Raw genomic sequence first — 18,411 nt, forward strand, 5'->3', positions numbered from 1 at the left:
GCTCGTTGTTCTCGACCAATCGTGTGATTGACCATTATACGCTGAAATAGCCGCCTAGATCACCAACGGCGCTCCCACCAATCACCCAACTTGGGGCGTTCTTCCCCCAAGGTGGTGGGCTTGCCATGCCCTGGGCGGATGATGGCGTTATCCGGGAACTCCTCGAAAACACGCTTGGTCACGTCCTTATATAGCCGCACGAAGTCGCCTTCAGAGGTTGTTCGACCCAATCCACCGGGGAATACGGAATCTCCCACAAAGAGGTTGGTGACGCCGTCAACGGTGGCCACGAGCGCCACGCCGCCGGGAGTATGGCCGCGCAGGATGATGATGGGCAATTTCATGCCGGCAAACTCGATGGAATCGCCCTCGCGCAGCTCGACGTCTACGTCTTCCGGAATGGCCGGCGAATCAATGAAGGAGGCGTAGTGCTTTGCGTTGGTGGCCTCCAAAACCTCGCCGAGAGCCCGCACGTGATCCCAATGGCGGTGCGTGGTGAGAACGGCGGTGATGCCAACCCCTGCCTCGCGCGCCATGTTGAGGATGGCGGGGGCGTTATCGGCGGCATCGACAAGCAAGCCTTGATCGTCGGCGGTAAGCAGGTAGCAGTTATTGTCCATTTCCGAAACGGAGATTTGGTGAAGATGTAGCTCGTTAGTCATACGTCCCAGCCTACGGGTACATTCAAGGGGAGATTAAAATCTATGATGTGGAGGCTGGAGCGCAGTGGCAGAACGATTGATTGTGCGAGGCGCACGGGAACACAATCTCAAGGGCGTGGATATCGATATTCCACGCGATAAAATGGTGGTTTTTACTGGGCTTTCGGGCTCCGGTAAGTCCTCGCTGGCCTTCGATACCATCTTCGCAGAGGGCCAACGCCGCTACGTGGAATCGTTGAGCTCTTATGCCCGGATGTTTTTGGGCCAGATGGACAAACCCAATGTGGAATACATCGGTGGCCTGTCGCCGGCGGTGTCCATCGATCAGAAGTCTACGAACCACAACCCGCGCTCTACCGTGGGCACGATTACGGAAATTTACGATTACCTCCGCTTGCTCTTCTCGCGCGCCGGCACCCCGCACTGCCCCAAGTGCGATGCCGTCATCGAACGCCAGACGCCGCAGCAGATCGTTGATGCCGTACTGGAACAGCAAGAAAAGCTAAAGTTCCAGGTGCTTGCCCCGGTAGCGCGCAAGCGCAAGGGCGAGTTTGTTGACCTTTTCCAAGACCTTTCGGCACAGGGCTACTCCCGCGTGCGCGTGGATGGTGAAACCCACCAATTAAGCGATCCGCCGAAGCTGAAGAAGCAGGTTAAACACACCATCGAAGTGGTGGTGGACCGGTTGCAGGTCAAAGCGTCCCAGAAGCAGCGCCTCACCGATTCCGTGGAAACGGCTTTGCGGCTTGCCGATGGCCTCGTCACCATCGAGTTCGTTGATAAAGAAGAACTCACGCATACCTATTCCGAAAAGGCGGCCTGCCCCAATGGCCATGCACTGACCATCGAGGAGTACGAGCCGCGCGCGTTTTCCTTTAACGCGCCCTTTGGCTCCTGCCCGGTCTGCGATGGTTTGGGCACGAAGCTCGAAGTGGACGTGGATCTGCTCATTCCGGATCCGGATGCCCCGGCCGTTGATGCCGTGCAGCCGTGGCATTCCAGCCCGAACTCCCGGTACTTCGTCAAACTCGTGGAAGGTTTGGGCAAAGCAATGGGCTTTGATCCGCAGACCCCCGTCAGCGAGCTGACGAAGGAGCAACGCGATGCGTTGATTTACGGCACCGAAACCGAGGTGCGAGTGCGATATAAGAACCGCTATGGTCGCCAGCGCAATTGGACCGCGCCCTTTGAGGGTGCTGTTGGTTTCCTGCACCGCAAATTGGATACCACGGATTCGCAGTCCCAAAAGGATCGTCTACTGCAATACACCCGCCGGGTGCCGTGTAGCACGTGTAAGGGAACGCGCCTGAAGCCGGAAATCCTCGCCGTGCGCTTGGCGTCGACCTCACATGGCGAACAGTCCATCGCGGGGCTCAGCGCCCTGTCCATCGAGGATGCCTCAGAGTTTTTGGATTCGCTGGTCTTGGGTCACCGCGAGGAAATTATCGCGGGAGCGGTGCTGAAGGAAACCCAGGCCCGCCTGCGCTTCTTATTGGATGTGGGCCTTAACTACCTTACCCTGGACCGCGGCGCCTCGACCCTGTCTGGCGGCGAGGCCCAGCGCATTCGCTTGGCCACGCAGATTGGATCCGGGCTGGCAGGCGTTTTGTACGTCTTGGACGAGCCGTCCATCGGTTTGCACCAGCGCGATAATCACCGTCTGATCTCAACTCTGCAGCGCCTGCGCGATATTGGCAATACGCTCATCGTGGTCGAACACGATGAGGACACCATTCGCTCGTCCGATTGGCTCGTGGATGTGGGCCCGCGCGCCGGCGAGTACGGCGGTGAAGTGGTCTACCAGGGCGAGCCCGCCGGCGTGGAGCAGGTAAAGGAGTCTCTAACGGGGCAGTACCTATCCGGTTCCAAGGTCCTGGCCGTTCCGGATCATCGCCGCGAGATCGATAAGGACCGCACCCTGAAGGTGGTCGGCGCCCGGGAAAATAACCTCAAGGGAATCAACGTCGAGATTCCGCTCGGCGTGCTGGTGTGCATTACCGGTGTATCCGGATCCGGCAAATCCACCGTGGTCAATGAGATCCTGGCCAAGACCTTGGCCAATAACTTGAACCGCGCCCGGCAGGTTCCTGGGCGCGCCAAGCGCGTGGAGGGCATTGAGCACCTGGATAAATTGGTGCAGGTGGATCAGAGCCCGATTGGCCGCACCCCGCGGTCCAACCCGGCTACCTATACCGGCGTCTTTGATAAGATTCGCAACCTTTTTGCGGAGACCCAAGAAGCAAAGGTGCGCGGCTACAAGGCCGGCCGTTTTTCCTTCAACGTCAAAGGCGGGCGCTGCGAGGCCTGCCAGGGCGATGGCACCATCAAAATCGAGATGAACTTTCTGCCGGATGTCTATGTTCCGTGTGAGGTCTGCGAGGGTGCGCGCTATAACCGCGAGACCTTGGAGGTCCACTACAAGGGCAAAAACATCGCGGAAGTGCTGGACATGCCCATTTCGGAGGCCGCGGACTTCTTCGAGCCCATTACCTCCATCCACCGTTACTTGGCCACGCTTGTCGATGTTGGCCTAGGCTACGTCCGCCTCGGCCAAGCCGCCACCACGTTGTCCGGCGGTGAGGCCCAGCGCGTGAAGCTCGCCTCGGAGCTGCAAAAGCGCACCAATGGCCGCACCATCTATATCTTGGATGAGCCGACGACTGGTCTGCACTTTGAAGATATTCGCCGGTTGATGCTGGTTATCCAAGGCTTGGTAGATAAAGGCAACTCCGTGCTCATCATTGAGCACAACCTCGATGTCATCAAGGCAGCGGACTGGATTGTGGATATGGGCCCTGAAGGCGGTGCCGGCGGCGGCACCGTGGTTGCGCAGGGCACACCGGAAAAAGTCGCACAGGTGGAAGGCTCCTATACCGGCGGCTACCTCAAGGAAATGCTGCCTTAAAAATAAGGGCGATAGTTTCTGCGAAAAATTGTCCTCTTTTTAAAACATGGACTAGTCTGTGAGGAATGAACCTGCGGCAGAGATTAGGAGCGATACTGGCCACGGTATCGCTTGCTGCCGTGGCGGCGTGCTCGTCGCCTGAGCAGGCGCCGGATACGGCGGGGGAGGGGGCATCGGCAAGCGCTAGCGATAATGCCGATGCCGCAATCGCCAAAGATCTAGACCGCGCAGTTGAGGCAGTGTCCAAGGACTACGATGCCAAGGTTGGCGTGGCCATCTCCGCCGGCGAAGAAAAAATCTCTGCGGGAGACAAAGGTGAGGGCCCAGCGTGGTCCACCATCAAAGTGCCCATCGCCATTACGGCGCTGCAAGACGGCGCCGATCCATCCTTGGTGGATTTGGCCATAAAGGAATCCGACAATGACGCCGCCTACGCATTGTGGTCGCAGGTGCAGTGGGAGGAAGGCGAGGCCTCAGAGGCGGTGGAAAAGCTCTTGCGCGAGCACAGCTCGAAGGCCTCCATCGAGGAAGGTTCTTTCGGGTACGCCACGTGGCCATTGCAGGAGCAGGCAAATTTCGGTGCGCAATTGCCCTGCATTAAGGAAGCTGAATACGTCCATGAAGTATTAAATGACATCGTGGAATGGCAAAACGTTGGCCTCTCCAAACACACAAGCACCCGGGCAAAAAGCGGCTGGGGACTCGATGAAAATAGCGATGACTACACCTTCCGGCAATTCGGCGTGCATGAAAAGGACGGCAAAAGGGTAGGGGTAGCCCTAAGCGTCATCGTCGAGGGCGAGGACTACGAGAATGGCTCCGCCGCGATCGATGACCTTGCCGATGACGTCCTCAAGGTCATTGACAAAGCCATTGCGGATGGAAGACTAAAGCCCGATTCCTCCTGTAAGGATGCCTAGTTCACCGCGGTTTGCCTTAAGTGGTGGCGGCTGCTACTGTCATATCCACTACCGCCCAAGGTACCTTTTGCAGGAACCTGGGTCACAAGCGGAGATTCTCCCACCCGATGCCGCGAACTTCAGGTTCGTTGGATAACGGTAAAGGTAACCAGGCATTCGTGTCTGGCTCTGTGAGATCTCCCGGCTGTCTATGACAGGCCGGGTTAGATTCGTTTGTGGTCCACGGTAGGTGAACTCATTACCCAAAACCCCTAATCGAGGAGAACCACAATCAGCGCTGAAGCTCGCATTAATGAGCGTATCCGAGTACCCGAGGTCCGTCTTGTTGGCCCCGGTGGTGAACAGGTGGGTATCGTCCGCACCGATGATGCCCGCAAGCTTGCCTATGAAGCTGACCTGGATTTGGTCGAGGTAGCTCCTAAGGCTAAGCCCCCAGTTGCCAAAATCATGGACTACGGCAAGTTCAAGTATGAGCAGGCCCAAAAGGCTCGCGAATCTCGTAAGAACCAGCAGCAGACCGTGGTGAAGGAACAGAAGTTCCGTCCGAAGATCGACGATCACGATTATGAGACCAAGAAGAGTAACGTAGTTCGCTTCCTGGAAAAGGGATCCAAGGTCAAGGTGACCATCATGTTCCGCGGCCGTGAGCAATCGCGACCGGAGCTGGGTTTCCGGCTTTTGGAGCGGTTGGCCGATGACGTCGCCGAGGTTGGCGTAGTTGAGTCCCGCCCCAAGCAGGATGGTCGCAATATGACCATGGTTTTGGGTCCGGTTCGTAAGGGCAAAAAGTAAACCATATTCCACGTAGGATTTAAGGACTTAATACTCATGAAGCAGAAGACCCACAAGGGCACCGCAAAGCGCATCAAGGTGACCGGTTCCGGCAAGCTGCGCCGCGAGCAGGCAAACCGCCGCCACTTGCTGGAGGGCAAGCCTTCCAAGCGTACCCGTCGCCTCAAGGGCACCGAGTCCGTCTCCCAGGCAGACACCAAGCGCGTCAAGCGCCTGCTCGGTCGCGCTTAATAGCGCCCAATCAACCCACATCCACCATCTCAACCAGAATTTAAGGAAGTATTACTGTGGCACGAGTAAAGCGCTCAGTTAACGCAAAGAAGAAGCGTCGCGCGATCCTGAAGTCCGCCAAGGGCTACCGTGGTCAGCGTTCCCGCCTGTACCGTAAGGCTAAGGAGCAGTGGCTGCACTCTATGACTTACGCTTACCGCGACCGTCGCGCGCGTAAGTCCGAGTTCCGCAAGCTGTGGATCCAGCGCATCAATGCTGCTGCCCGCATGAACGACATCACCTACAACCGCCTCATCCACGGCCTGCGCCTGGCCGAGATCGAGGTAGACCGTAAGATCCTCGCCGAGCTCGCCGTCAACGACTTCGAGGCTTTCTCCGCACTGTGCGAGACCGCCAAGGCTGCCCTGCCTGAGGACGTCAACGCTCCAAAGGCTGCGTAAGCCTCTCCAGCTACATAGCTGCTTGCCCACTCCGCACCGCTCGACGCGGTGGGGGTGGGTTTTGTGCTATCTCACTGTTTCAAGCCTGCTAATCACCTGCTCGTTGTGTGTGTTAAATTAATGAGGCTATAAACCCAGCATTTGCAAGGAGAACTCCGCGCCATGACGAGCCCATATAACCGCGAGCAACCAGAAGGCAACCCTTATTCGAGTCAATTTCCTGGTCAGGATCGGCCGTATTACTCCCAGGAATTCCACTCTGGTGGCTATCCGCAGCAGGGCTATAACCAACCATTGTCTCAGCAACAGTACTCAGTCGATAGCGATCAAAAGTCCTGGGTCGCAACCGTGATCCTATGCTTCTTTCTAGGATGGTTTGGAGCTCATAATTTCTACACAGGACGAAATATATTTGGAGTGCTTCAACTTTCACTCAATGTCGCTGGCTGTTTTACCCTCTTGTTTGGTATAGGGTTCCTTTTCTGGGGCATCCTGGCGTTATGGGTATTCATTGAGTTCATTATGATCCTCGTGGGTGGCGGTAGTTATGACAAAGACGCGCGTGGAGTTCGGCTAAAGAAGTAATACTTTGTGCCATGGCCCTGCCGGATTTCTGGCAGGGCTTTGTCATGTCTAAGGCGTGAAACGAGCAATTCAGCGCCCAAGGTAGGGTAGGGCCTATGAATTTAGACTTTGACTCCGCCTTTACTGAACGCACTCCGCGCATCGTCAACGCGGCGAAATTGCACCGGGCTGCTAATCGTAAGAAGGCCAAGCTGTTCATTATCGAGGGCGAAAATGCGGTGGACGCTGCGGTGTCTACGGGTGCGGCGACGGACGTATTCGTGACGGAGAAGGCTGCCGAGCGCTTTGCGGAAATCGTTACGGCCTGTGGGTATATGGATGTCTACGTCCACCCCATTACGGACAAGGCCGCCAAGCACCTGGCCGATACCGCGACGACGACGGGAATTTTTGCCTTGTGCAGTTCCTCCGTCTTGTGGTCTGCGGGAAAGATCCTCAACGGGAAGCCAAAGTTGATTTCGGTACCGGTTCTTACCTCTGAGCCCGGAAACGCGGGGACGTTGATTAGGACTTCGGATGCGATGGGTGCCGATGGCGTGATTTTCGCGGGCGAGACCGTGGATCCCCTAGGCAGCAAGGTTGCCCGCGCTTCAGCCGGCTCCTTATTCCACGTCCCCGTCGCGCGCGATCCAAATATCAAGGACGTATTGGGGCAGCTGCGCAAGTCTGGCATGCAAATCGTCGCCACAGCCGCGGATGGGGAAGTAGAGCTTGCCGATGCCGACCTCTCCCAACCCACCGCCTGGCTCTTCGGCAATGAGGCCCACGGGCTGGGTGAGCTGCTTGAAGAGGCCGATATGCGGGTACGCATCCCACTGCGGGGGCGCGCGGAGTCACTCAACCTTGCCACCGCGGCCAGCATCTGCTTGTACGAATCCGCCAAGGCGCAGGACCAGAACTAGACCGCAATCGCGTTGCTCCGCGGTAACGAATGAAAAAGGGGTCCCTGGGGCTGTCCGTGTCCCAGGGACAGAGTAAGATTGCACGCGTTAGTTTTCGCGCGAGAAGAAGGTACGAAGTACGTGTCCGATACACCGCAGATCGAATTGACCGAACAGGCCCTGGGGGCCGCGGCCGATAAGGCTATCGCAGCCTTCGAAGCAGCAGAGACGCTAGAGGATCTCGCCGCTGCCCGCCGCGAGCACTTAGGCGATAACGGGTATATCCCGCAAGCCCGTCAATCCCTCAGCCAAATACCTAAGGAGCAACGCAAAGCCGCCGGCAAGGCCGTCAACATGGCCCGCGGCAAGATGGAAAAGCGTTTTGCACAGGTCAAGGAGGAATTGGAGCAGCAGGCCCGCGAGGCCCAGCTCAAGGCCGAAACCGTCGACGTCACCATTCCTACGACCCGGGCGCAAACGGGTGCGCTGCACCCCATTACCTCCTTATCGGAGCGCATTGCCGATATTTTCGTTGGCATGGGGTGGGAAATCGCCGATGGCCCAGAGATTGAGGCCGAGTACTTTAACTTCGATGCCCTGAACTTCAAGCCGGATCACCCAGCGCGCACCCTGCAGGATACGTTCCACGTGGGCAAGGAAGGCTCCAAGCAGGTGCTGCGCACGCACACCTCGCCTGTGCAGGTGCGCACGATGCTCGAGCGCGATGTGCCGCTGTACATCGCCTGCCCAGGGCGCGTTTTCCGCACGGACGAGCTGGACGCCACCCATACTCCGGTCTTCCACCAGGTGGAGGGCCTAGCCGTAGATAAGGGCCTGACCATGGCTCACCTGCGCGGAACGCTCGAGCACCTAGCCAAGGTGCTCTTCGGCCCCGAAACCACGACCCGCATGCGCGTGAATTACTTCCCGTTCACGGAGCCTTCCGCCGAGGTAGATGTCTGGTTTCCCAATAAAAAGGGCGGCGCCGGCTGGATTGAATGGGGCGGTTGCGGAATGGTCAACCCCAACGTGCTGCGCGCGGTAGGCGTTGACCCGGAAGAATACACGGGCTTCGCGTTCGGCATGGGCCTTGAGCGCACCCTGCAATTCCGCAATGGACTGACCGATATGCGCGACATGGTTGAAGGCGATGTTCGCTTCACCCTGCCCTTTGGCGTACAGGCTTAAAACCCAGAAAGGATAGATACATCATGCTTATTTCCCAAGACTGGGTTACTCGTATCCTTGGCGCCTCCAATCCGAATTGGAGCGTGTCCGCTGCCGATATGGACTCCGGTTTCGTCCGCGTGGGGTTTGAAACCGAAGGATATGAGCCGATCCCTGAGACCACTGGCCCATTGGTCATTGGCCAGGTCGTAGAAATCGAAGAGCTCACGCAGTTCAAAAAGCCCATTCGGTACTGCCAGGTCAACGTTGGCCAGGCAAATGGCACCGGTGAATTGCAGGGCATTATCTGCGGTGCGCGTAACTTCCGCTTGCACGATTACGTCGTAGTTTCCCTGCCCGGCGCAGAGCTGCCCGGTGGGTTCAAAATCGCGGCGCGCGAAACCTATGATCACATCTCCAATGGCATGATGTGCTCCGCTGCTGAGCTGGGCCTTGGCGCGCAGGCAAACGGCATCATCGTGCTGGGTGAAGAAGTCGCGGACATGGTAGGCGAAGATGCCCGTCCAGTCATCGGCCTGTCCGATACCGACTTTGACGTCAACATCACCCCGGACCGCGGATATGCGCTATCTGCGCGTGGCTTAAGCCGCGAAATCGCTGCCGCTTTTGATCTGGAGTTTAAGGACGTCGCCGATGATCCAGCGGTGGCCGGGATCGATACCTCTGCGGTTCCAGAGGCAGAAGGCTCGCTTATCAACATCGAGCTGCGCGAGGAGACCAAGGCGCAGCGATTTGGCGTGCGCAAGGTAAGCGGCATTGATCCGCAGGCGCGCACCCCATTTTGGATGGAGCGCGAACTCATGCTGTGCGGCCAGCGCAGCGTCAATGTGGCAACGGACGTGACCAACTACGTCATGTTGCTATTGGGCACCCCGATGCATGCCTTTGATGCCAATGAAATCGCGGGCGATCTCACGGTGCGCAATGCACAAGAGGGCGAGAAGTTTGAGACCCTCGATCACGTCACGCGCGAGCTCTCTGGTGAGGACGTGGTCATCTGCGATGACAACGGCATCCAATCTTTGGCCGGTGTTATGGGCGGCACGCACTCAGAGATTTCTGATCAGACCACCGATGTCTACTTCGAGTCCGCTATCTGGGATCCCATTACCGTCGCCCGTACCTCTCGCCGCCACAAGCTTTCCTCTGAGGCATCCCGCCGATTTGAGCGCGGCGTCGATCCAGCCATCGTTGAGGTGGCCCTTGATATTGCGTGTGCATTGTTGCACTCCATCGCGGGCGGAACGGTGGGAAAGGGACGCACCCTCGTCGGTGAGGTAACTCAGCCACAGGCCATCCGTTTGCGTGCGGAAAAGGCGAGTGAATACGCCGGCGTCGAATACTCCCGCGAGACCGTTATCTCTCGCCTTAAAGAGGTGGGCTGCACGGTCGAGGAAGGATCGGATTCGGTTCTGCAGGTCACGCCCGCGACGTGGCGGACCGATATTTCTATGGACGTTGACCTCATTGAGGAGGTCCTGCGCCTGGAAGGCCTGGAAGATATCCCCACCGTTCTGCCCACGCCGGCAGGCGGTCGGGGTTTGACCCCAGAGCAAAAACGCCGCCGCGCCATCGGCCACGGTTTGGCTTATGCCGGCTATGCAGAGGTATTGCCCACGCCGTTTATCGCGAACGACACCTTTGATGTGTGGGGCCTTGCGACTGACGATGCCCGTCGCAATACCGTGGCAGTGCAGAACCCGTTGGAGTCTGACAAAGCCATCTTGGCCACGACCTTGCTTCCCGCAACGCTTGAGGCCTTGGGCCGCAACGTAGCTCGCGGCCGCAAGGACCTGGCGCTCTATGGCTTGCAGCAGGTGGCCTTCAAGCGCGCAGAATCTTCGCCCATGCCGTCTGTTGCACAGCGTCCTGGTGATGAAGTGGTAGAAGAACTCCTGCGCACGCTTCCTGAACAGCCCTTGCACGTGGCAACCGTTGCAACCGGCAAGATGGAGCACGAGGGGCCGTGGGGCGAAGGTCGCGATTACACCTACGCGGACGCGATTGAATCCGCACGGCTGGTGGCCCGCGCCGCTGGCCTGGATATCGAGGTTGAAGCCGCGGACCACCTGCCATGGCACCCAGGCCGGTGCGCCGCCATCAAGGTGGCAGGAATAGATGACATCGTGGGCTATGCCGGTGAATTGCATCCGCAGGTGCTCGAAGCCCTCAACCTGCCACCGCGCACGTGCGCGATGGAGCTTGATATCACCGCGCTGCCGCTGACCGAGCGCTTCCCAGCGCCGGTATTGTCGGCATTCCCAGCCTTGCACCAGGACATCGCGCTGGTGGTGGATGAAGATATTCCAGCGGAAAAGGTGCGCGCCACGGTGGAAGAGGGCGCAGGAGATCTCATCGAGTCGGTCGACCTGTTTGATATCTTTCGCGGTGAGCAATTGGGTGAGGGCAAGAAGTCCTTGGCCTTCCAGCTGCAATTCCGCGCTGCGGACCGTACCTTGACCGATGAGGAAGTCAACGAGCACCGCACGACGGCCGCCGAATTGGCCAAGGAGCGTTTCGGCGCAGAAATGCGAGCATAGGACGGGCCAGAAGCCCAGCCTTTTGCATTAAACGGCGAAGAACCAGACATTGGTGGAACATAAACCACTCGGGTCTTGGGTCTTCGCCGTTCTGTGTTTTCATGCAACATGTTAATTATTTTCATACTCTCTGAGCTGGGGAAAGTAACCCAATTCACTGAATAACATACAGTGGAACGTATTTCTTGCTATAGTTCCTCGTATGACGATTTCAGTAGCAGTGGCAGGGGCCACAGGGTACGCCGGCGGAGAGATACTGCGCCTGCTGCTATCCCACCCTGCCTATCACTCCGGTGACCTGCGCATTGGTTCCTTGACGGGAAATTCCCAAGTGGGCCAGCGCGTCGCAGAAATTATGCCGCATCTACCGCAACTGGCAGATCGCGTCATTACTGACACCACGCCCGAAGAACTTGCGGGGCACGACGTCGTCTTCTTGGGCTTGCCGCACGGACACTCAGCGCGGCTTGCGGAGCACTTGGGCGATGAGGTCACCATCATCGATTGCGCCGCCGACTTTCGGCTCCGTAAGGAAAACGATTGGAAAGCCTATTACGGCGGGAACTATGCGGGGCAGTGGCCTTACGGTATCCCGGAACTCCCAGACAATAGGTCGAATCTCAAAGGTACGAACCGGGTAGCCGTGCCTGGTTGTTTCCCCACGGCCATTACCTTGGGGGCGTTGCCTGCCATTGCCCGCGATCTCGTGGATCCCGCCCTGTCTGTGATCGCTATTACCGGCGTCTCCGGAGCGGGAAAGAAGGCATCCGTCGCGCAATTGGGCGCAGAGACCATGGGTAACGTCAAGGCATATAAACCAGGCGGCACCCACCGGCATACCCCGGAAATCGTGCAGAACCTGCAACCATTTTCTCGCGACGAGGTATCCGTGAGTTTCACCCCGGTGCTTGCACCCATGCCCCGTGGGATTCTGGCGACGATTACGGCGGAGCTGAAAGGGGGCATCGGCAAGCAGCAGGTTCGCACCGCATTCGAAGAATTTTATGCAGATGAGCCTTTCTGCCTTGTGCTGCCAGAAAGCCAGCAACCGGAAACCCAGAACGTGGTGGGCACAAACATGGTGCATATCCAAGCCCACGTCGATGACAATTCCCACCGCCTCATCATCACCGCGGCGCTCGACAATTTATGCAAGGGTACCGCCGGTGCCGCCGTGCAATGCATGAACCTCGCACTGGGATGGACAGAAACTTCGGGATTGCCCCAAGCCGCAGTCGCTCCCTAGGGCTGCGCACTATTTAGAGGAGAATTTTATGACTACACCTGGAATTACCGGCCCCGCTGGATTCAGCGCCGGCGCAGTAAAGGCTGGAATCAAGCCCTCCGGAAAATCGGATTTGGCTTTGCTTGTAAACGAGGGCCCTCGCTCGGACGCGGCGGCGGTGTTCACGCGCAACCGCGTGGTGGCTTCCCCCGTTAAGGTCTCCCGTGAGGCCGTAGCGGATGGCCAGCTGAGCGCCGTAGTCATCAACTCCGGCAATGCCAATGCGTGCAACGGCGCGCAAGGCGATGTCGATGCACGCGCGATGGTCGATGCCGTATCCCATGGCACGGATATCGCCGTGAAGGATATTGCCATTTGTTCTACTGGGCTCATCGGTGAGCCGCTGCCTATGGACAATGCGCTTGCGGGCATCGCGGACGTCATAAACCACGTGGGTACGACTCCACAGCACGGCAATGACGCAGCCAAAGCCATTATGACCACGGACACCGTTCCCAAGGAATCCGGTTTTGCTGGCGATGGTTGGTCCGTGGGCGCTATGGGAAAGGGCGTTGGCATGATGGCGCCGTCGCTTGCCACGATGTTGGTCTGCATTACTACCGATGCCGTCGCCGACGCGGCGGCCCTGCAAAGCTCGCTGGAGAAGGCCTGCGCACAGACGTTTAATACGTTGGACGTGGACGGTTCGACCTCTACCAATGACACCGTGATTGTCATGGCTTCCGGGGCCTCCGGCGTGCAGCCCAGCTCAGAAGAGTTGGACCAGGCAATCCTAGAGGTCTGCGCGGATATTGCGGATCAACTCCAAGCCGATGCCGAGGGAGTGACAAAGCGCGTCAAGATCACCGTCGAAGGCACGGGTTCTGATGAGCAAGCGCTCAATGCCGCTCGCACCCTGGGTCGGGACAATTTATTCAAGTGCGCCATGTTTGGCTCCGATCCCAACTGGGGCAGGGTACTGGCCGCCGTCGGCATGGCGGATGCGGACATGGACCCGGACAATATTGCCGTCTACTTCAATGACCAGCCGGTATGCGAATACTCGACGGGCGCGCCCGGGGCCCGCGATGTGGACTTGAGCGGGGCGGATATTGATGTCCGCGTGGATCTCGGCACCGGCGGTGAGGGTACAGCGTTCGTCCGCACCACGGACTTGTCCTACTCCTACGTTGAGATTAACTCGGCGTATAGCTCCTAGGAGGAGAAATGTTTCCCGGATTAAATAATCAGGAACGCGCTACGGTGCTGGCTGAAGCCCTGCCATGGCTGCAGCACTTCCGCGATAAAATCGTCGTCGTCAAGTATGGCGGCAACGCCATGGTGGATGAGGAACTAAAGGAAGCCTTTGCGGCGGATATGGTGTTTCTGCGCACCATCGGGGCAAAGCCCGTCGTCGTCCACGGTGGTGGCCCGCAGATTAATTTCATGCTGGATAAGCTCGGCATCGAAGGCGAGTTTAAGGGCGGTTTCCGCGTCACCTCGCCCGAAATCATGGACGTGGTGCGCATGGTGCTATTTGGCCAAGTCGGCCGCGGACTGGTGAACCTCATCAACTCGCATGGCCCCTACGCCGTGGGCACAAGCGGTGAAGACGCTGGGCTTTTCCGCGCCGCCAAGCGGTTTGTGGATGTAGAAGGAGAGGCAACCGATATCGGCATGGTGGGCGATATCGTGGAGGTCAATCCGGCAGCGGTTAATGACATCATCGAGGCCGGCCGCATCCCGGTGGTCTCAACCATCGCGCCAGGAGCAGATGGCGAGGTGTATAACATCAACGCCGATAGCGCCGCGGGTGCGCTAGCGAGCGCGCTGGGAGCAGAGCGCCTGGTCATTCTGACCAACGTGGAAGGCCTTTATACCGACTGGCCAAATAAAGATTCGCTAGTCTCCAAAATCGAAAGCGATGAGCTTACCGGGCTGCTTCCCGGCCTGAGCTCCGGCATGATTCCCAAAATGGAATCCTGCCTCAATGCCGTGCAGGGCGGGGTATCCGCGGCGCACGTCATCGACGGCCGAATAGGCCATTCCGTACTCCTTGAGCTTTTAACCCCGGGTGGCATTGGAACGATGGTCCTGCCCGATGATTACGAAAAGCACGATTATCCCGAAGGCACAGTGTTCAGGAAGGACGATATCGCATGAGCACGCAAGAAACATTAACCGGCCGGTGGTCAGAAACGCTGGCCAATACTTATGGCCAGCCGCCACTCGGCCTAGTCTCCGGGGAAGGGGCCACCCTTACTGATGAAAACGGGAAGAACTACATTGACCTGCTGGCCGGTATCGCCGTGAATTCCATGGGCTATGGCAATGCGGAGGTAGCAGATGCTGTTGCCAAGCAAAGCCGCACCCTTGTGCATACCTCCAATCTTTTTGCCACCCAACCCGTGCTAGACGCCGGGGCAAAGCTGATTGAACGGGTGGGCGATAGTGAGGCGCGCGTATTTTTCTGCAACTCCGGATCGGAGGCAAACGAGGCGGCATTCAAGCTCGCGCGGCTGACCGGTAGGCGGCGCATCCTTGCTGCGCACCATGGTTTTCACGGCCGCACGATGGGCTCTTTGGCCATGACTGGGCAGCCTGATAAGCAAAAGGCATTCCGCCCACTGCCTAGTGGCGTGGAATTTTACCCCTACGGCGATATCGACTACCTGCGCCAGTTGGTGGAGCAAGATGCCGCGGATACCGCCGCCATCATCTTCGAGCCAATTCAGGGCGAGACCGGGGTCATCCCAGCTCCCGCCGGTTTTATGCGCGCCGTTTCTGATTTATGCGATGAACACGGCATTTTGCTCATCGTCGATGAGGTGCAGGCTGGGGCGGGGCGCACGGGGCAGTTCTTTGCCCACGAGCTTGAGGGAATTTCCCCCGATGTCATCACCATGGCCAAGGGGCTCGGGGCCGGACTGCCCATCGGCGCCACCATCACCCGCGGGCGCGCAAAGGACCTATTCCAGCCAGGTTCCCATGGGACCACCTTTGGCGGAAACCCCGTGGCGTGCGCTGCGGCCAATGTTGTACTCGACGCCCTGGATCAGGAGTTCTTGGATGAGGTCTCCTCCAAGGGCGAGTACTTGGCGCAGCAAGTCAAGAAGATTCCCGGGGTCAGCGAGGTACGCGGGCGCGGCCTAATGCTCGGTGTTGTATTAAATGCACCGGTTGCTCGCGAGGCCGTCAAGCGCGGATTCGAGCAGGGGATTATTCTCAACGCCCCGAGCGAGAAGATCCTGCGCCTTACCCCGCCACTGGTCATTTCCCAGCAGGAAATCGATACTGCCTTGGAAAAGCTACGCACCGTTGTGGAGGAATTAGTATGAGCTTGCGCCATTTCTTAGCCGATGATGACCTTAGCCCAGAGGAACAAAAAGAAGTCCTCGATCTCGCGGTTAAACTCAAGGCCGATCCGTTCGCGCGTCGCCCGTTGGAAGGCCCAAAGACGGTAGCCGTCCTTTTTGATAAGACGTCTACGCGCACCCGCTTTTCTTTTGAAACCGGAATCGCGCACATGGGCGGCAGCGCCATTACCGTTGATTCTTCGGGCACGCAGATGGGCAAGGGCGAGTCCTACCAGGATACGGCCGCGGTCCTGTCCCGTTACGTGGAGGCCATCGTCTGGCGTACCTATGCCCACGACAACCTGGAACAGATGGCGGAGACATCGACGGTTCCGTTGGTCAATGCTCTTTCCGATGACCTGCATCCCTGCCAAATCCTGGCTGATCTTCTAACCTGCCGGGAGAACTTTGGCGATCTTGCTGGCCGCAAGGCGGTCTATCTTGGGGATGGCAATAATAATATGGCCAATTCTTATATGATTGGCTTTTCTACCGCTGGCATGGATATTTCCATCATTTCGCCGGAAGGGTTCCTGCCTCGTCCCGAATTCGTCGAGCGTGCACGGCAGCGCGGCAACGTCACGGTTACTGATGACGTGGCGGAAGTAGCCGGCGCCGATGTAGTCATAACGGATACTTGGGTATCTATGGGCCAGGAAAACGATGGGCAGGATAGGCGCACTCCCTTTTTGCCTTATCAGGTCTCCGAAGACGTGATGGCGAAGGCTAAGAAGGACGCGATTTTCTTGCACTGCCTGCCGGCCTATCGTGGCAATGAGGTGACAGCAGGGGTTATCGACGGGCCGCAGTCCCGAGTATTCGATGAGGCGGAAAACCGTTTGCATGCCCAAAAGGCACTGCTGGTGTGGCTGCTCGATATCAATAAGGAGAACAGTTAACGATGAGCACCCCGAGCACTCGAAATGCCCGGCAAGCAAAGATTTTAGAAATCTTGGATCGCAACCGCGTCACGAGCCAGGTGCAATTATCGGAGCTCTTGTTGGCAGAAGGCATCGATATCACGCAGGCCACGCTGTCGCGGGATCTTGATGAGCTGGGAGCGAAGAAGGTCAAGCTAGACGGTGGACGCTCGTACTACATGGTCGCGGGTGAGCTGGAACAATTCGAAGATCAGGTAGGCGGACCGCGCGAGAAACTGCGGCGCATGTTGGATGAATTGGTGGTCTCCCACGATTCTTCGATGAATATCGCGATGTTGCGCACACCGGCGGGCGCAGCGCAGTACCTCGCCAGCTTTATCGATCGCGTGGGTCTGCACGATGTGGTGGGGTGCATCGCCGGTGATGACACCATCTTTGTGCTGGCGCGCGAGGGGGTTACCGGTGCGGAATTGGCAGAACGGCTGAAGGCGCAGAAGATTTAAACAATAGTGGCATTCTCGCACCCGCTCGTATATTATTTAACTAACCGAATTTTTTTCAATTAATGAAGGAGTCTTAGCATGTCTGCACGCGTAGTCTTAGCCTATTCCGGTGGCCTCGATACCTCGGTAGCCATTCCATACCTGGCAAAGATGACCGGCGGCGATGTCGTTGCCGTCTCCCTTGACTTGGGCCAAGGCGGCGAGGATATGGAATCCGTACGCCAGCGCGCGCTCGATTGCGGTGCGGTGGAGTCCATTGTTATCGACGCCAAAGATGAGTTTGCGGAGCAATACTGCGTGCCCACCATTAAGGCGAATGGCATGTATATGAAGCAGTACCCGCTGGTATCTGCCATTTCCCGCCCGCTGATTACCAAGCACCTGGTAAAAGCCGCCCAGGAGTACGGCGGAACGCACGTTTCCCACGGTTGTACCGGTAAGGGCAATGACCAGGTGCGCTTTGAGGTGTCCTTCCGCGCCCAGGATCCATCGCTAGAGATCGTCGCCCCAGCGCGCGATTATGCATGGACCCGCGATAAGGCCATCGATTTTGCAGAAGAGATTAACCTGCCCATTGAGCAATCGGCGGCCTCGCCATTTTCCATCGACCAGAACCTGTGGGGCCGTGCGGTAGAAACCGGCTTCCTGGAGGATCTGTGGAACCCGCCGACAAAGGACCTCTACGCATATACGGAAGACCCGGGCCTGGGCAATGCTCCGGATGAGATTATCATTTCCTTTGAGAAGGGTGTTCCAGTTGCAGTCGACGGCAAGAAGCTGACCCCGCTGCAGGTCATCGAAGAGGTCAACCGCCGCGCTGGTGCCCAGGGAATCGGCCGCCTGGACATGGTAGAGGACCGGTTGGTGGGCATTAAGTCCCGCGAGGTCTACGAGGCACCGGGTGCAATGGTGCTCATCCAGGCCCACGAGGCGCTGGAGGATGTCACCGTGGAGCGCGAGCTGGCACGCTACAAGCGCCTGACGGATGCACGGTGGTCCGAGGAGGTTTACGACGGCCTGTGGCACTCGCCGCTGAAGCGTTCCCTGGATGCCTTCATCGAGGAGTCCCAGGAGAACGTCACTGGCGATATCCGCCTGAGCCTGCACGCAGGTACCGCGACCGTCACCGGTCGCCGCTCCGGGCAGTCGCTGTACTCCTTCGATTTGGCTACCTACGACACTGGCGATACCTTCGACCAGACCGCTGCAAAGGGCTTTGTCCAGTTGCACGGCTTGTCCACCCAGATTTCCAACCAGCGTGACCGCGAGGGTGGTTTCCCCACCAGCGCAGAGAAATAGGCA

The 18,411-nt window shown here is 58.1% G+C and carries 17 protein-coding genes; 16 read left to right on the forward strand and 1 reads right to left on the reverse strand.

Going from position 1 to position 18,411, the window contains the following annotated elements:
• Positions 1-59: 59 nt before the first annotated feature.
• The gene (locus ABRP87_RS01500; protein ID WP_349867274.1) at positions 60-662 is read right to left on the reverse strand and encodes an MBL fold metallo-hydrolase; all 603 of its coding nucleotides are present in this window, start codon (positions 660-662) and stop codon (positions 60-62) included.
• Between the two features lie 64 nt (positions 663-726).
• Here ABRP87_RS01500 and uvrA point away from each other — a divergent pair, with 64 nt between their 5' ends.
• From uvrA to ABRP87_RS01580, 16 genes are all read left to right on the forward strand, one after another.
• Positions 727-3,567, forward strand: a complete 2,841-nt coding sequence (gene uvrA, locus ABRP87_RS01505) for an excinuclease ABC subunit UvrA (protein WP_349867276.1) — start codon at positions 727-729, stop codon at positions 3,565-3,567.
• Positions 3,568-3,632: 65 nt separating this feature from the next.
• Entirely contained in the window at positions 3,633-4,487 is an 855-nt protein-coding gene (locus ABRP87_RS01510) for a serine hydrolase (RefSeq protein ID WP_349867278.1), read from the forward strand.
• A 270-nt stretch (positions 4,488-4,757) separates the two neighbouring features.
• The gene (gene infC, locus ABRP87_RS01515; protein ID WP_081443661.1) at positions 4,758-5,279 is read left to right on the forward strand and encodes a translation initiation factor IF-3; all 522 of its coding nucleotides are present in this window, start codon (positions 4,758-4,760) and stop codon (positions 5,277-5,279) included.
• A gap of 36 nt (positions 5,280-5,315) precedes the next feature.
• On the forward strand, positions 5,316-5,510 hold the full coding sequence (rpmI, locus tag ABRP87_RS01520) for a 50S ribosomal protein L35 (RefSeq protein WP_005280326.1): 195 nt from the start codon (positions 5,316-5,318) through the stop codon (positions 5,508-5,510).
• A gap of 56 nt (positions 5,511-5,566) precedes the next feature.
• Entirely contained in the window at positions 5,567-5,950 is a 384-nt protein-coding gene (gene rplT, locus ABRP87_RS01525; RefSeq protein WP_023017886.1) for a 50S ribosomal protein L20, read from the forward strand.
• Positions 5,951-6,112: 162 nt separating this feature from the next.
• The gene (locus ABRP87_RS01530) at positions 6,113-6,535 is read left to right on the forward strand and encodes a TM2 domain-containing protein (RefSeq protein ID WP_349867280.1); all 423 of its coding nucleotides are present in this window, start codon (positions 6,113-6,115) and stop codon (positions 6,533-6,535) included.
• Positions 6,536-6,630: 95 nt separating this feature from the next.
• Positions 6,631-7,437 (forward strand): TrmH family RNA methyltransferase, encoded by an 807-nt coding sequence (locus ABRP87_RS01535; protein ID WP_349867282.1) that lies wholly within the window; start codon positions 6,631-6,633, stop codon positions 7,435-7,437.
• 120 nt (positions 7,438-7,557) lie between these two features.
• The gene (gene pheS, locus ABRP87_RS01540) at positions 7,558-8,604 is read left to right on the forward strand and encodes a phenylalanine--tRNA ligase subunit alpha (RefSeq protein WP_349867284.1); all 1,047 of its coding nucleotides are present in this window, start codon (positions 7,558-7,560) and stop codon (positions 8,602-8,604) included.
• A 23-nt stretch (positions 8,605-8,627) separates the two neighbouring features.
• Positions 8,628-11,144, forward strand: a complete 2,517-nt coding sequence (pheT, locus tag ABRP87_RS01545) for a phenylalanine--tRNA ligase subunit beta (RefSeq protein WP_349867286.1) — start codon at positions 8,628-8,630, stop codon at positions 11,142-11,144.
• A 202-nt stretch (positions 11,145-11,346) separates the two neighbouring features.
• Entirely contained in the window at positions 11,347-12,390 is a 1,044-nt protein-coding gene (argC, locus tag ABRP87_RS01550) for an N-acetyl-gamma-glutamyl-phosphate reductase (RefSeq protein ID WP_349867288.1), read from the forward strand.
• A gap of 28 nt (positions 12,391-12,418) precedes the next feature.
• Complete coding sequence (gene argJ, locus ABRP87_RS01555; RefSeq protein ID WP_349867290.1) at positions 12,419-13,588, forward strand: bifunctional glutamate N-acetyltransferase/amino-acid acetyltransferase ArgJ; 1,170 nt, start codon at positions 12,419-12,421, stop codon at positions 13,586-13,588.
• Between the two features lie 8 nt (positions 13,589-13,596).
• Positions 13,597-14,532, forward strand: coding sequence for an acetylglutamate kinase (gene argB / locus ABRP87_RS01560; RefSeq protein ID WP_349867292.1), 936 nt, complete (start codon positions 13,597-13,599; stop codon positions 14,530-14,532).
• Complete coding sequence (locus ABRP87_RS01565; RefSeq protein ID WP_349867294.1) at positions 14,529-15,707, forward strand: acetylornithine transaminase; 1,179 nt, start codon at positions 14,529-14,531, stop codon at positions 15,705-15,707. The genes argB and ABRP87_RS01565 overlap by 4 nt, the downstream gene beginning before the upstream one ends.
• Positions 15,704-16,624, forward strand: a complete 921-nt coding sequence (gene argF / locus ABRP87_RS01570) for an ornithine carbamoyltransferase (protein ID WP_349867296.1) — start codon at positions 15,704-15,706, stop codon at positions 16,622-16,624. The genes ABRP87_RS01565 and argF overlap by 4 nt, the downstream gene beginning before the upstream one ends.
• Before the next feature lie 2 nt (positions 16,625-16,626).
• Positions 16,627-17,109, forward strand: a complete 483-nt coding sequence (locus ABRP87_RS01575; protein ID WP_349867298.1) for an arginine repressor — start codon at positions 16,627-16,629, stop codon at positions 17,107-17,109.
• A gap of 78 nt (positions 17,110-17,187) precedes the next feature.
• Positions 17,188-18,408 carry an argininosuccinate synthase gene (locus ABRP87_RS01580; RefSeq protein ID WP_349867300.1) on the forward strand — a complete coding sequence of 407 codons (1,221 nt, stop codon included), beginning with the start codon at positions 17,188-17,190 and terminating at the stop codon, positions 18,406-18,408.
• Positions 18,409-18,411 lie beyond the last annotated feature (3 nt).

It is taken from the genome of Corynebacterium sp. KPL2830, assembly GCF_040225635.1.
Taxonomy (GTDB): domain Bacteria; phylum Actinomycetota; class Actinomycetes; order Mycobacteriales; family Mycobacteriaceae; genus Corynebacterium.

Bases quoted from the DNA above. Each gene is read 5' to 3' on its own strand.
- ABRP87_RS01575 (WP_349867298.1), top strand. From the start codon at position 16,627: ATGAGCACCCCGAGCACTCGAAATGCCCGGCAAGCAAAGATTTTAGAA.
- ABRP87_RS01565 (WP_349867294.1), top strand. From the start codon at position 14,529: ATGAGCACGCAAGAAACATTAACCGGCCGGTGGTCAGAAACGCTGGCC.
- argF (WP_349867296.1), top strand. From the start codon at position 15,704: ATGAGCTTGCGCCATTTCTTAGCCGATGATGACCTTAGCCCAGAGGAA.
- argB (WP_349867292.1), top strand. From the start codon at position 13,597: ATGTTTCCCGGATTAAATAATCAGGAACGCGCTACGGTGCTGGCTGAA.
- ABRP87_RS01530 (WP_349867280.1), top strand. From the start codon at position 6,113: ATGACGAGCCCATATAACCGCGAGCAACCAGAAGGCAACCCTTATTCG.
- ABRP87_RS01580 (WP_349867300.1), top strand. From the start codon at position 17,188: ATGTCTGCACGCGTAGTCTTAGCCTATTCCGGTGGCCTCGATACCTCG.
- ABRP87_RS01535 (WP_349867282.1), top strand. From the start codon at position 6,631: ATGAATTTAGACTTTGACTCCGCCTTTACTGAACGCACTCCGCGCATC.
- ABRP87_RS01510 (WP_349867278.1), top strand. From the start codon at position 3,633: ATGAACCTGCGGCAGAGATTAGGAGCGATACTGGCCACGGTATCGCTT.
- ABRP87_RS01500 (WP_349867274.1), bottom strand. From the start codon at position 662: ATGACTAACGAGCTACATCTTCACCAAATCTCCGTTTCGGAAATGGAC.
- pheT (WP_349867286.1), top strand. From the start codon at position 8,628: ATGCTTATTTCCCAAGACTGGGTTACTCGTATCCTTGGCGCCTCCAAT.
- argJ (WP_349867290.1), top strand. From the start codon at position 12,419: ATGACTACACCTGGAATTACCGGCCCCGCTGGATTCAGCGCCGGCGCA.
- rpmI (WP_005280326.1), top strand. From the start codon at position 5,316: ATGAAGCAGAAGACCCACAAGGGCACCGCAAAGCGCATCAAGGTGACC.
- argC (WP_349867288.1), top strand. From the start codon at position 11,347: ATGACGATTTCAGTAGCAGTGGCAGGGGCCACAGGGTACGCCGGCGGA.